The following is a 13,834-nucleotide window of genomic DNA, read 5'->3' as shown; positions in this document are numbered from 1 at the left end:
CTAAACGCTGTGGTATAAAAGTAAAGGGAACCGAATGGTTCCCTTTACTTTTACTCAGTCGCTGAGTCTAATTTTAGCAAAGTAAATCATCGTTTTAGACTTCTCTTGCATGTTATCACTTTGGACTTGAATATTATCGGGAACCGATACCTGCTCGTGACTTGAATAATAACTCACCCAAAGATGATCACCTTTCAGAACAATGCCAGCATAACTAGTATCGCCCTGCGAAGGTAACGTGAGCCTCTCATGAATAGCGCCCGTCTCTTGATTTATTTCAATAAGTGCAGTGCGAATGTTCCCTTCATAAAGACGTACAACCGCCATCAAACGGGATTGATAGACAAACAGCACTGGCCCACCGATGCGTTTATCGAGTGTTTGCCAAGTCCATTGCTTGAAAGGTGGCAAGCTGTGACCCAGTAAAGCTAAAAACTCATCACTCCACACGGGATCGCGCCTTAATAAACAAAAACAACTCCCTTGGTGGAATACCAGCGAACTTTCATTTACATAACCTTGGTCATTAAAAACAGGCATCCAAGGTTTAAAGAGCTGTCCATCGTCACTTTTGTAGAAACGGGTATCTCCATCAGGCCCCGCCCGATATCCCACACCATAGAGTGCATCTTGATGCTCAGTTAAACGCCATAACCAGTAACCTTTATCAGCTACCGCCTGCGGTTCGGACCAATTTACGCCATCCTTTGAGCGCCAAAGATAGGATTGTAAACCTGATTTATTGTGCAAAGTACCACCACCCAATAGCAACAACTCACCTCGAAATTCAATTAATTTGCCATCCCGTAAATCAGCATGAGCCGAAGTCAGCAGCGCCACACTTTGCCAATTTTCCCCGGCATCATGGGAGCAAAGAATACGTAAAGCGCCATCAGGAGATACGTGAGCAGAGCCTTCTCGAAATACACAAAATAATGCCCCTTGGTATAACACCAGATCGGTAAAAGCATTATGCTCACCTTGCGCCCAAATTCGCTTGACCGATATTAATTCCATGGTTCATCTCCTCGTCATCTTTAGGCTTGTTATAGCATAACCATAGGCTACAGAAAGCAAAAAAGGCCGCAAGCGGCCTTTTAACTGGGTAACATAAACCGATTAACTACGTTGACGCGTTGGCTTCGATTTACCCGTTGAGGTGACTTTATGCTTACGTACAGCGCGGCGAATTTTGGCACTCTTCACCTGCGCACGGGCCACACTGTGTTTATCTGCAGCCAGCATAGTGCGAGTTTCAGGTTCAAGGCCCGCTAATTGGCGCAGGTAGTTAACTTGCTCAATTGGCAATTCAATCCAACCACCACGGGGTAAAGATTTAGGTAATTCCACCATACCATAGCGCACACGGATAAGACGGCTAACTTGCACCTCTTGGGATTCCCATAAACGGCGCACTTCACGGTTACGGCCTTCACGTAAACACACGTGCCACCATTGGTTCATACCCTCACCACCCGCGGCTTTAATGGCATCAAACTGCGCCATACCGTCTTCTAACATCACGCCGGTACGCAGACGTTGTACCGCAGCCTCTGGTACTTCACCAAAGGTACGAACCGCGTATTCGCGTTCAACTTCGTTAGACGGGTGCATCAAACGGTTTGCCAGTTCACCATCAGAGGTAAACAGCAATAGGCCTGAAGTGTTGATATCCAGACGGCCTACCGCAACCCAGCGCGAATCACGCACTTTAGGCAAGCGATCAAACACAGTTGGACGACCTTCAGGGTCTTTACGGCTACAAATCTCACCTTCGGGTTTGTGATAGGCCAGCACGCGGCAAATCACATCATCGGCAGACTTGAGCGATATGGCTCGACCATCGATACGTACTTTTGCATCAGCTTCGATACGATCGCCAAGATTGGCAATCACGCCATCAATACTAACTCGGCCTGCAGCAATCCATGCCTCCATCTCACGACGGGAGCCATGGCCTGCACGGGCCAAGACTTTCTGCAATTTTTCACTCATTAGTATCTTGCTCTTCTGACTGTTCAGGCGTTACTTTCAAACCCGAAAATACCGCCTGCAATGACTCAGTATCCGTAAGCGCGGGTAAATCCGCGAGGGTATCTAAGCCAAAATAGGCTAAAAATTCTAAGGTCGTGGCGTAGAGTGCGGGTCGCCCCGGGACTTCTTTATGGCCAACGACTTTAATCCAATGTCTATCTGACAAACTTTTGATGATGTGGCTACTAATGGCCACACCACGCACCTGCTCAATATCGCCACGGGTCACAGGTTGACGATAGGCGATCACCGCCAGAGTCTCTAATGTTGCCCGCGAATACTTAGGTGCTTTTTCCTGCCACAGGGGTTGCAAAAACGGACTCAGGACTTCCAAGGTCTGGAAGCGATAACCTCCAGCCACTTTCACAAGTTGAACACCCCGTTCCTGATAATCCTGTTGCAACTCGTCCAATGCGGCTTTGATTTTGTCTCTGGAAACACTGAAATCCGCCAACACGGTTTCTTTCAACATTTTCACCGACAAGGGTTTCCCCAATACAAACAGACTCGCTTCAATAAGCTGTTTTAATTGAATTGGATTTATCTGCATCAATTAATAGGCCTTTACATAAATAGTTGAAAACGGCTCTGTTTGGTACAATTCCACTAATAATTCTTTGACCAATTCCATTAGCGCTAAAAAGGTCACCACCACACCGGCGCGGCCTTCTTCGACACTGAATAAACGCTCAAAGGGCGTAAACGTCTCGCTATTAAGCATGGCTAAAATTTGGCTCATGCGCTCGCGGGTCGATAACTGTTCACGCTTAACATGATGATCTTCATTGGCATCGATACGTTTAAGCACCTCGCCAAAGGCACGGGCGATTTCAAATAACGATACATCAGGCGGAATCACCAAAGGTTTGATATTCGGTGAAGGTGCCGCGATTGCTTGAAACACATCGCGTTCAAGCCGAGGTAAATCATCAATTTTTTGCGAGGCTTCCTTGATTACCTCATAGGCCTTCAATTGACGGATCAACTGGGCCCGTGGATCTTCTTCCACCTCATCTTCCGCCACCATACGCGGCAGCAGCAGACGGGATTTAATCTCGGCCAGTGTAGCCGCCATGACCAAATAATCCGAGGCCAGTTCAATACGCGCCTGAGTGAGCATCGCGATATATTCTAAATATTGCGCGGTGATCTGAGAAATGGGTAAATCGACAACATCTAATTTTTGCTTACGGATCAGATACAAAAGTAAGTCTAGCGGCCCTTCAAAGGACTCCAAGAACACTTCCAACGCCTCAGGTGGAATAAACAAATCCTGCGGCATTTCGGTCATCGCCTGACCACGAACAACGGCTAAGGGTAAACTTTGTTGCGTGCCCTGCATCCGCTATCCCCATGTAAAACAATCACCTTGAAACCGCCATTCCCAAGCAAACAGTATCAGTCTCATTAAATCGAGTTGACTCGCTTCTTCGCAAACGCGCGATTATACCCGTAATTTAATGGCGATAAAACTGCCAAATGACGGTTTTATCGGGCTAACATACGCTGCCATACACTATCGCTGAGACAAACCTGATTTTACAGAAACGGAGTCACATCCCCAGCGCCTTCACGCAGGACTTCGAACCCATCTTCCGACATATCGATGACAGTGGTTGGCTTTTCACCTAAATAACCACCATGAATAATCACATCCACTTGATGCTCTAACAGGTCGCGAATATGTTCAGGGTCCGACTCGGCAAATTCTGCGTTTGGCATCACTAAACTGGTCGACATCAACGGCGCATCTAACGCCTCGAGCAGTGCTAAGGCAATCACATTGTCTGGCACGCGGATACCAATGGTTTTTTTCTTGTCATTTTGCAGACGACGGGGCACTTCCTTACTCGCCTTAAAAATGAAAGTGTACGGCCCTGGCGTGCAACTTTTTAGGATGCGATAGGCCTGATTATCCACCTTGGCGTAGGTCGCTAATTCAGATAAGTCGCGGCACATTAACGAGAAATTATGATCATGCTCGATTTGACGAATGCGAGTAATGCGCGTCATTGCGTCTTTCTCACCGATCATGCAACCGAGGGCATAACCCGAATCGGTTGGATACACAATTACGCCGCCGGACTTCAGCACAGCCACGGCTTGACTAATCAAACGTGTCTGTGGATTTACTTCGTGTACATAAAAAAATTGACTCATGGTCGTTCCACCCAAGATCCCGACTGCCAGACCCAATCAATACCTTGAGGCTGGTAGAGATTTTTACCTAATTCAATCCAATTGCTTGGAAAGTGAAAATCACTTCCTATCGATGCAAGCAACTGATTTTGGACACTCAGCGCCACTAAATTGGCCCTATCATCCACCGTTTGCTGGCCGAGCACCACTTCCATGGCATCCCCACCAGCTTCTTTAAATTCTCGCACTAAACGCTTTAACCACTTGGTAGACAGCTTATAACCACTCGGATGGGCCAATACCGCGAGCCCACCCGCGTTGTGGATCACCTTAATTGCGCTGGCCATATCGCCCCAATTATTGGGCACATAACCCGTCTTACCACGGGCTAAGTAACGCTTAAATACACTGGGCATATCCACCGCATAACCGTGATCGGCAAGCCAACGAGCATAGTGACCACGGCTTAACGCTGCGCCTGCCGCAATTGCTTTTGCGCCTTCATAGGCGCCTTCGATCCCGGCTTTAGCCAATCGATGGCCGATTTCTTCGGCGCGAAGCTCACGTAACTCACGCTGGTTTTCTAAAAACGTTAATAACTCTGTGTGGGTTTCATCAAAATTGAGCGCCACAATGTGAATATCATAACTATTCCATCGGGTTGAAATCTCAACCCCAGAAATCAGCTTTAACGGTTCGGTCTGCGCTTGATTGAAGGCGCGGGCTTCACTTAAGCCTGCAACCGTATCGTGATCCGTTATCGCAAATAACTGCACGCCCTTTTCAAGGGCTCTGGCGACCAGCTCGGACGGCGTGAGATGACCGTCGGATGCGGTCGTGTGGCTGTGCAAGTCAGCCAAGATGCTTTGAGTATTCATGCCGTTATTGTACGTTAATTTAAGATGAAATGTGCATTTATCTCACACTTTATCCAGCAGGAACCGCATTTGACACAGTGAGTTAGCCACATGAATCCATCATTTTGAAAAATATTCAATTGACTTTCGCCTCAGGCTCATGTTTTCTATAGCTCAACTAACGAATTATTGAGACCCTTTTGAATGACCCATACTAACGCTTCTTTCAACATCATTTGGTGGTGGCACTTCCCAACGTAGCGGGTGGTGTGAAGCTCTGTGCTCATTTGAAAGTAACAGAATCAACAAAAGCCCGCAGAAATGCGGGCTTTTTTGTTGGTGCGAAAAATGTCTGCAACGCGGTAAACGGATAAAAGCGAGATAACAGCATGACCCTAAAGACATTTAATCAGGTTACCCAAGCCGATGGAGGGAATTTCCCCTCACCTCCGCAGACATTTGCACGTTCACATACGATCAAGGCCACCTTGGCATACCATAGCGATCCGCTGCGTTTGTACCAACACATCACTCAAGATGCGCCCCATACCATGTTGTTGGAATCAGCAGAAATAAACAGCAAGGAAAATCTTAAGAGCATGGTGATGACCCATGCGGCGCTGATGATCCGCTGCGACGGGTATTGTTTACGCTTTAGCGCACTGAGCGACAATGGTGCCAGTTTACTTGCCCCCATCGAGCAATTTTTTAGTGCTCGCTCAAGCCAAACTCAATGCCAACGCGATGGCCACAACTTAGTGGTCACGCTACAAAAAGACACTGAGCTTAAGGACGAAGATGCCCGCTTAAAGTCCACCTCGCCACTTGATGGTTTACGCTTGTTTGTTAAACATATCGACTGTGGTCAGACGCCAGCATTCGAAGACTTATTTTTAGGTGGCGTACTTTCCTACGATTTGATTGATACAGTGGAGCCACTGCCTAAAGCACCAAATGGTGCAAATGATTGCCCTGATTATTTATTTTATCTTGCCGAAACCTTAATTCTTATTGATCACAAGCAGAAACAAGCCGAAATCATCACCCACAATTTTAGTGAAGGTTCTGCAAAACTGGTTGAAGTGACCCAAGCCTTAGCCAAACGAGCTAGCCACATTAGCGCTGACTGCCAAACCTTAGCCAATGATATAGAACCTGCGCCCGCGCTGGTTGGGATAACAGCGACTGAGCAAGTCAATATCAGTGATGAGGCCTTTAAACAAACCGTTATCGATTTAAAAGAACACATTATTGCGGGCGATATCTTCCAAGTGGTGCCCTCACGCAGTTTTAGCCTGCCCTGCCCAAATACCTTAGGGGCTTACCGCGCACTACGTTTAACCAATCCCAGCCCCTATATGTTTTATTTCAGGGGCCATGACTTCACCCTGTTTGGTGCCTCGCCAGAGAGCGCGTTGAAATATGAAGCCAGCAATAATCAGGTCGAAGTCTACCCGATTGCAGGCACCCGTAAGCGCGGCAAAACCGCCAGCGGCGAGATTGATTTCGACCTCGATAGCCGTATCGAACTCGAATTGCGTTTAGATAAAAAAGAGCTCTCCGAGCACTTAATGTTGGTCGATTTAGCCCGTAACGATATCGCCCGTATCAGCCAAAGCGGCAGCCGCAAAGTGGCCGAGTTACTTAAAGTCGACCGTTATTCCCACGTGATGCATTTAGTCAGCCGCGTCACAGGTCAACTACGCCAAGACTTAGATGCACTCCACGCCTACCAAGCCTGTATGAATATGGGCACTCTGGTTGGCGCCCCGAAAGTGCGCGCCTCGCAACTCGTACGTCAGGCGGAAAAGACCCGCCGAGGCAGCTATGGTGGCGCAGTGGGTTACCTCAATGCCCTTGGGGATATGGACACATGTATCGTTATCCGCTCCGCCTTTGTGAAAAACGGTGTAGCCCATATCCAAGCGGGTGCTGGCGTGGTGTTTGATTCCGATCCCCAGAGTGAAGCCGATGAAACGCGCCAAAAGGCGCAGGCGGTGATTTCTGCCATCAAGATGGGCGCAGGCTTGGATGAAAGCCATCAAGCAACTGCGACCACTTCGACTGAACAACCAAGATAAGGAGCCTAAGATGAAACTCTATTTACTCGATAACTTCGACTCCTTTACCTACAACTTAGTCGACCAGTTTAGAAGCCTTGGCTGTGAAGTGGTGATCTACCGTAACGATGTTGCCGCCGACTATATTGCCGACAAGCTGTTGGCGGAAACCGAGCCTAGCGCCTTAGTCTTATCGCCAGGCCCAGGTGCGCCCCATGAAGCGGGCTCCATGATGGCGCTAATAGACAAAGTCGCGGGCAAAGTGCCTATGCTTGGGATCTGTCTAGGTCATCAAGCCATGGTGGAATATTACGGCGGTAAAGTGGAGCGCGCGCCTTTTGTCGTGCACGGTAAAGCCAGTCCCACCTTCCATAATGGTGAAGGCGTGTTTGCTAACTTACCTTCGCCCTTACCTGTCGCCCGCTACCACAGTTTAGTAGCCACAAAAGTACCTGATTGTCTTGATGTTATTGCCACCACAGAAGATATGCCTATGGCGATTTTGCATGCCGAGCACAGGGCAGTCGGTTTTCAGTTTCATCCCGAATCCATCTTAACGACCTTGGGCAGCACATTGTTAACCCAAACCTTAAGCTTTTTGACTCAAGACATCGCCCACAATACCGCAGGAGCGCAATAATGAATGCAACATCGATTCAGCCCCTGCTCGATATTTTGTTTCAGGGCAAGGCATTAACACGCGAGCAAACCGCCAGCCTCTTTAGCACCCTTATCCAAGGTGAAATGAATGAAACCGTGATGGCGGGCATGTTAATGGCGCTTAAAGTTCGCGGTGAAACCATTGCCGAAATCAGTGGCGCCGCCGATGCGATGCGCGCAGCCGCTAAGCCTTTCCCCTATCCAGCTTCAAGCCGTAGCCAAGGGATTATCGATATCGTCGGTACCGGCGGCGATGGTTTTAATACCATTAATATTTCCACCACTGCCGCCTTTGTCGCCGCAGCTGCTGGCGCCAAGGTTGCAAAACACGGTAATCGTTCCGTCTCGAGCAAATCGGGCTCGTCAGATTTACTCGCCCAATTTGGCATCGATTTAACTATGTCACCCGAGCTGGCGGGCCGCTGCCTCGAATCACTCAATCTGTGCTTCCTGTTTGCGCCCCACTACCATGGCGGTGTCAAACATGCAGTGCCTGTGCGCCAAGCCCTGAAAACTCGCACCTTATTCAATGTGTTAGGGCCATTGATTAACCCAGCGCGCCCAGAATTTATGTTGCTTGGGGTATATAGCCCAGAGCTAGTGACGCCTATCGCCCGCGTACTGCAAGCCCTTGGCACGCAAAGAGCCATGGTGGTACATGGCAGTGGTTTAGATGAAGTAGCGCTCCATGGCAGCACACAGGTCGCCGAACTCAAAGACGGTGAGATTATTGAATATCAATTAACACCGGCGGATTTTGGTGTGCCTCAAGCCCACATTACTGAGCTTGAAGGGGGCGAGCCTGCACAGAACGCCCAAATCACGCAATCGATTTTGCAAGGACAAGGCAGCGATGCCCACACCCATGCGGTTGCCATCAATGCGGGTTGTGCCTTATATCTGTGTGGCCTATCGGACTCAGTCAAAGCCGGCACCGCCCTTGCGCTCAATACCATAAAAAGCGGCAAAGCCTTTGAATTACTGAATCAACTCGCTAAAGTCAGCAGCGAAGCACAGGAATAATGACCATGGCACAGGTTCAACAACCCGACGCGCATCGCTCGGAAGATAATCAAGCATCGCAGGATGTAAGGGGTAGCATGCAAACCAGTACCGCAAAAGCCAACGTTTTAACCCGTATCGTCGATACTAAGGCCGCCCATATCGCCGCCCTTAAGTTGCGTTTTCCTGAAGACAGCTTAACCCCAAAAATCTCGGACCGTAGTCTATTTGCCGCCTTAAAAGCCCCGAAGGCGGGTTATATTTTAGAGTGCAAAAAAGCCAGTCCATCCAAAGGCTTAATCCGTAGAGACTTTGATGTCGAAGCCATCGCCTCGATTTATGCCAAGTATGCTGCGGGGATTTCGGTCTTAACCGATGAGCAATTTTTCCAAGGGGACATGGGCTATATCCCGAAAGTGCGGGCCAAAGTGAGCCAACCGATTCTGTGTAAAGACTTTTTTGTTGATGAATATCAAATCAAGTTGGCCGCACATCAGGGCGCCGATGCGATTCTACTGATGCTTTCTGTGCTCGATGATAAGCGATATCAGCAACTTGCCAGCGAAGCGGCCAAGTATCAACTCGATGTATTGACCGAAGTCAGTAATGAGGAAGAACTAAGACGAGCCATCGCCTTAAATGCACCAATTATTGGCATAAATAACCGTAACTTGCGAGATTTAAGTACCGATTTAGCCACCACAGAAGCCCTTGCGCCACACATCGGCAGCGATCGCGTGGTGATCAGCGAATCGGGCATTTACACTAACGATCAAGTACGCCGCTTAAGTCCATTGGTCGATGGCTTCTTGGTCGGTAGCTCGATTATGGCCGAAGAAGACATTGATTTAGCCTGTCGTAAATTGATCTTCGGTCACAATAAAGTCTGCGGTCTCACCCGACTTGAGGATATTCAAGCAGCAGCCACTGCGGGCGCAGTTTATGCTGGACTCATTTTTGCTGAAAAATCACCACGAGCACTCACAAAAGATGCCGCCAAACAGTTAGTCGAGCAATACCGTGCCGCCAACTTGCCCGCCATTGAGTTTGTTGGCGTATGTGTGAATAGCACGCCTGAGTTCATGGTGAGTATCGCCCAAGAATGTGGCTTAGCCGCGCTGCAACTGCACGGCAGCGAAACTGAGTTGGAAATTGCCGAGCTAAGCCAATTGCTGCAACAGGCCGGACTGAACACCCAAATTTGGAAGGCGATCAGTGTCGATGCTCAAAGCTGCGAACTTGCTGCTATGCCAAGAGGGGTGCAGCGTTATCTCTTTGATAGCAAGAATGACGCAGGTTTTGGTGGCACGGGGCAAGTCTTTGATTGGCAACTCCCCATTGCCCATAAAGCCGAGGCCATGCTCGCGGGTGGCCTCAATGCGGACAATGCTGCCCGTGCCAATGCTCAAGGGTTTTACGGTTTAGATTTTAACTCTGGCCTCGAAACCGCCCCTGGCATTAAGTCGGCAGAGAAGATCCAAGCGGCATTTAGTCAATTACGACTCTAGACCCACTTTTATAAAAAACTGTGCAAAGCACAGGCTAGCAAGAATTGAAACTCGATGGCGTTAACCTAAACCGCCATCGAAACAAATAAATAGGATAAGGAACAAGGTATGTCACAGTTAAAGCTTAACCCTTATTTCGGCGAATACGGTGGTATGTATGTACCGCAGATTTTAGTCCCCGCCCTCAAGCAACTTGAGGGTGCTTTTGTCGACGCACAAACCGATGAGTCCTTCCAAGCCGAGTTTACCGACTTACTGAAAAACTACGCGGGTCGCCCCACAGCGCTCACCTTAACCCGAAATTTAAGCCCCAATCCCATGGTTAAAATCTACCTCAAGCGGGAAGATTTACTCCACGGCGGCGCCCATAAAACCAACCAGGTATTAGGCCAAGCGTTACTGGCTAAGCGTATGGGTAAAAAAGAAATCATTGCCGAAACGGGTGCAGGCCAACACGGTGTTGCCACCGCCCTTGCCTGTGCACTGCTGGGATTAAAATGCAAAGTGTATATGGGCGCGAAAGACGTTGCCCGCCAATCACCTAACGTATTTAGAATGCGGCTGATGGGCGCCGAGGTTATCCCTGTAACCTCTGGTTCTGCCACCTTAAAAGACGCCTGTAACGAGGCGATGCGCGACTGGTCTGGTAGCTACGAAAAAGCCCACTATCTGCTCGGCACAGCTGCTGGACCACATCCGTTCCCGACCATAGTGCGTGAATTCCAACGTATTATTGGTGAAGAAACCAAAAAACAAATACTTGAGCGCGAAGGTCGCCTGCCCGATGCGGTCATCGCCTGTGTCGGCGGCGGCTCCAATGCTATCGGGATGTTTGCCGACTTTATTGATGAAGCCAATGTTGAGCTGATTGGCGTCGAGCCTGCGGGTAAAGGTATTGATACCCATATGCACGGCGCGCCGCTAAAACATGGTAAAACCGGGATTTTCTTTGGTATGAAAGCCCCATTGATGCAGGACAACGAAGGCCAAATCGAAGAGTCTTACTCGATTTCAGCAGGATTAGACTTTCCCTCGGTCGGCCCACAGCATGCCCATTTGAACGCCATCGGCCGTGCCCGCTATGAATCGGCCACCGATGATGAAGCCCTAGAAGCCTTCCAATTACTGGCTCGCAGCGAAGGGATTATTCCGGCGCTCGAATCGGCCCACGCCCTAGCCTATGCAATGCGTCTGGCGAAAGAGTGCACCAAAGAGACCATTTTGGTTGTCAACCTCTCAGGCCGAGGCGATAAGGATATTTTCACTGTGTCAGACATTTTAAACGGTAAAGAGGAATAACTAAGATGAGCAGCATTTCAAACCAAACTATCCCTCATCAAGCTGGCCGTTATCACGCCGCTTTTAGCCGTTTAAAAGCCGAAGGCCGCGGCGCCTTTGTGCCCTTTGTTACTTTGGGTGATCCTAGTCCTGAGCTGTCACTGAAAATTATCGACACCTTAGTGCAAAACGGTGCCGATGCGCTGGAGTTAGGCTTTCCCTTCTCTGATCCGCTCGCCGATGGCCCCGTGATCCAAGGCGCAAATCTCAGAGCCTTAGCCGCGGGTACAACACCAACAGCCTGCTTTGAATTGCTGGCCAAGATCCGCGCTAAATACCCTGAACTTCCAATTGGGTTATTGCTGTATGCGAACCTCGTATTCGCCAATGGCATAGATGCTTTTTATGCCAAAGCGCAGCAAGCGGGCGTGGATTCAGTGTTAATTGCCGATGTGCCAGTTGAAGAAGCCGCACCATTTATTCAAGCGGCCAAAGCCCATGGCATTGCGCCAATTTTTATTGCGCCGCCCAATGCCGACAGTGACACCCTTGCGAAGGTCAGCCAAAGTGGTGAAGGCTATACCTATCTATTGTCCCGCGCTGGCGTAACAGGTACAGACACTAAGGCAGGTACGCCCGTTGAAGAAATTTTAGCTAAGCTGCAAGCATTTAATGCGCCGCCACCGCTATTAGGCTTTGGGATTGCAGAGCCTGCTCAAGTGAGCGCCGCCATTCAAGCAGGCGCCGCGGGTGCAATTTCTGGCTCGGCCGTGGTGAAAATTATCGAAACCTATCAACAGGATGAAGTGAAACTGCTCGCAGCATTAGGCGATTTTACCCGCGCGATGAAAGCGGCAACCTAATCTATTCATCTGAATAACATCCCGATTTAGGGCCAAATCAGCAGAGTTGGCCCTTTTTTATATATTCCCCATAGCAGTAACAACCATGGCTAGCACAGAATCAACAGCATCTTAAAACTGTCAAACCCAAGGCTTATATTAGGATCTATGTCTCATGCGTTTACGAGATAAATGTTAATATAGCGCAAATAATATCGACGCTTTTGTTATGGTAAATGGACTTTATATGCAGTATCGGATCTATATTCTCGACGTCACACCTTGGGGCTGTGGTTTTCAAGGTGAAGTCGCTGCCCAATGGGATAATGGCGCTCCAGTGTGGTTTTACTATCAAGGCAATGATCAACAAGCTAAGCAACGTTTCCCCGTCAATCAATGGGTGACGGTTGAACTGTTTGGCCGTTTAGCCAAGGCAAATTTGCAAACCGACATTATTGAACATCGCCAAAGTCTGCAATTCCCCAAACATAATTGTCACTTTGAGGCCTCGGGACAAATTGTTGAAATCACCCAAACGCCTGATGATACTGTGTATTTACTGCAATCAAGTTTCACCCTACCCTTTGATAATGAACTCGGTACCTCACCAATTTCTCGCGGTCATTGGGTCAACGTTACTGGGGAATTATGGGCAACCAATTGGCAAGCCTAGGCGATAAAACGATTAGTTCTGATTATTCACCCAACGCAAAACGACCAGTATCGGTCTGTATCACCATAGCTTTTGCCGTGTTTTGCTCCTAAAATGGCGAACGGATTGCGCTTTGGGTTTACATAAATACATGTAAATCTTAAGCACTAATCAGCAAGCTCTTTCGCCTAAGTCACACCCTGTTGAGGTTTCCATGTCCAGCTTACACTCTGTACCAACAAATAAAAGCCGCACTATTTTTGGTACACCAAAGTTACCCGCAAAATACGCCACAGTTGTGATGCCATTTTTTCTTTCTATTTTAATGAGTTGTATCGTTTCTGGGATCAGTACTTTTAATGGTGTCGGCGCATCAGCACAATTTGTTGAGCTCTGGTTGAGCGCATGGTTTATCTCTTGGGTGGTGGCATTCCCGACTCTGCTGATGGTATTGCCCCTAGTGCGTAAACTTACCGCCGCTTTTGTGCAATTACCTTAGGCCTTTGCTTCTCCCCCTGCTTTTGACTCCACAAAAAGCCATTTTTAAGATGGCTTTTACGTTTGCTTATCCACTCTTTTATGGCTGACTAGCAGTGTTAATTGACGAACTAATTCGGATTTACAGTCGATTTACACTCAGCAGTTATTCACACTTTCGTTGCCTCCTCAAAAGCCACTAAAAGCAATTAGAGCAAAATCTCTCCAACCAAAAAAACAACTTAATCAACTGTTTTTAAATAAATATTATTTTTGTTGATATATTTAGACACCTCTTAAACCTTCCTTCTTCCCCATTGATCAA

At 48.4% G+C, this 13,834-nt stretch carries 14 protein-coding genes and 1 other annotated feature; of the genes, 8 read left to right on the top strand and 6 right to left on the bottom strand.

Annotated elements, in window-relative coordinates; all coding sequences use genetic code 11:
• Positions 1–54: 54 nt before the first annotated feature.
• From AEA42_RS21240 to AEA42_RS21215, 6 genes are all read right to left on the bottom strand, one after another.
• Positions 55–1,017 (bottom strand): hypothetical protein, encoded by a 963-nt coding sequence (locus AEA42_RS21240; protein WP_055648774.1) that lies wholly within the window; start codon positions 1,015–1,017, stop codon positions 55–57.
• Between the two features lie 102 nt (positions 1,018–1,119).
• On the bottom strand, positions 1,120–1,995 hold the full coding sequence (gene rluB / locus AEA42_RS21235; RefSeq protein ID WP_037428604.1) for a 23S rRNA pseudouridine(2605) synthase RluB: 876 nt from the start codon (positions 1,993–1,995) through the stop codon (positions 1,120–1,122).
• Positions 1,988–2,584, bottom strand: coding sequence for an SMC-Scp complex subunit ScpB (gene scpB, locus AEA42_RS21230; RefSeq protein ID WP_037419998.1), 597 nt, complete (start codon positions 2,582–2,584; stop codon positions 1,988–1,990). The genes rluB and scpB overlap by 8 nt, the downstream gene beginning before the upstream one ends.
• A 3-nt stretch (positions 2,585–2,587) precedes the next feature.
• Positions 2,588–3,376, bottom strand: coding sequence for a ScpA family protein (locus AEA42_RS21225; RefSeq protein WP_037420001.1), 789 nt, complete (start codon positions 3,374–3,376; stop codon positions 2,588–2,590).
• A 197-nt stretch (positions 3,377–3,573) separates the two neighbouring features.
• Positions 3,574–4,194, bottom strand: a complete 621-nt coding sequence (locus tag AEA42_RS21220) for an L-threonylcarbamoyladenylate synthase (protein ID WP_037420004.1) — start codon at positions 4,192–4,194, stop codon at positions 3,574–3,576.
• Positions 4,191–5,051, bottom strand: a complete 861-nt coding sequence (locus AEA42_RS21215; protein ID WP_055648773.1) for a PHP domain-containing protein — start codon at positions 5,049–5,051, stop codon at positions 4,191–4,193. Before AEA42_RS21215 ends, AEA42_RS21220 begins: the two co-directional genes overlap by 4 nt.
• 210 nt (positions 5,052–5,261) lie before the next feature.
• Positions 5,262–5,367, top strand: a sequence feature (Trp leader region).
• Between the two features lie 52 nt (positions 5,368–5,419).
• Between AEA42_RS21215 and AEA42_RS21210 the strand changes: the two genes are divergently transcribed.
• The 8 genes from AEA42_RS21210 to AEA42_RS21175 all read left to right on the top strand — a co-directional run bounded on the left by AEA42_RS21210 (position 5,420) and on the right by AEA42_RS21175 (position 13,531).
• Positions 5,420–7,111 carry an anthranilate synthase component 1 gene (locus AEA42_RS21210; protein ID WP_052183955.1) on the top strand — a complete coding sequence of 564 codons (1,692 nt, stop codon included), beginning with the start codon at positions 5,420–5,422 and terminating at the stop codon, positions 7,109–7,111.
• Positions 7,112–7,121: 10 nt separating this feature from the next.
• Positions 7,122–7,730, top strand: a complete 609-nt coding sequence (locus tag AEA42_RS21205) for an aminodeoxychorismate/anthranilate synthase component II (protein ID WP_037420014.1) — start codon at positions 7,122–7,124, stop codon at positions 7,728–7,730.
• Positions 7,730–8,773, top strand: a complete 1,044-nt coding sequence (gene trpD, locus AEA42_RS21200) for an anthranilate phosphoribosyltransferase (protein WP_047533857.1) — start codon at positions 7,730–7,732, stop codon at positions 8,771–8,773. Before AEA42_RS21205 ends, trpD begins: the two co-directional genes overlap by 1 nt.
• Positions 8,774–8,850: 77 nt before the next feature.
• The gene (gene trpCF / locus AEA42_RS21195; protein ID WP_231640426.1) at positions 8,851–10,260 is read left to right on the top strand and encodes a bifunctional indole-3-glycerol-phosphate synthase TrpC/phosphoribosylanthranilate isomerase TrpF; all 1,410 of its coding nucleotides are present in this window, start codon (positions 8,851–8,853) and stop codon (positions 10,258–10,260) included.
• 108 nt (positions 10,261–10,368) lie between these two features.
• The gene (gene trpB, locus AEA42_RS21190) at positions 10,369–11,559 is read left to right on the top strand and encodes a tryptophan synthase subunit beta (protein WP_037428614.1); all 1,191 of its coding nucleotides are present in this window, start codon (positions 10,369–10,371) and stop codon (positions 11,557–11,559) included.
• Between the two features lie 5 nt (positions 11,560–11,564).
• Positions 11,565–12,401: a tryptophan synthase subunit alpha gene (gene trpA, locus AEA42_RS21185; protein ID WP_055648772.1), complete on the top strand. Its 837-nt coding sequence runs from the start codon at positions 11,565–11,567 to the stop codon at positions 12,399–12,401.
• A gap of 226 nt (positions 12,402–12,627) precedes the next feature.
• Positions 12,628–13,053: a hypothetical protein gene (locus AEA42_RS21180; protein ID WP_037420023.1), complete on the top strand. Its 426-nt coding sequence runs from the start codon at positions 12,628–12,630 to the stop codon at positions 13,051–13,053.
• Between the two features lie 193 nt (positions 13,054–13,246).
• Positions 13,247–13,531, top strand: coding sequence for a DUF2798 domain-containing protein (locus tag AEA42_RS21175; protein ID WP_037428620.1), 285 nt, complete (start codon positions 13,247–13,249; stop codon positions 13,529–13,531).
• Positions 13,532–13,834 lie beyond the last annotated feature (303 nt).

Source organism: Shewanella sp. Sh95, assembly GCF_001308045.1.
GTDB lineage: Bacteria > Pseudomonadota > Gammaproteobacteria > Enterobacterales > Shewanellaceae > Shewanella > Shewanella xiamenensis.
Note: the sequence above shows the minus strand (reverse complement) of the source record. Positions and strands in the feature narration are given on the sequence as shown.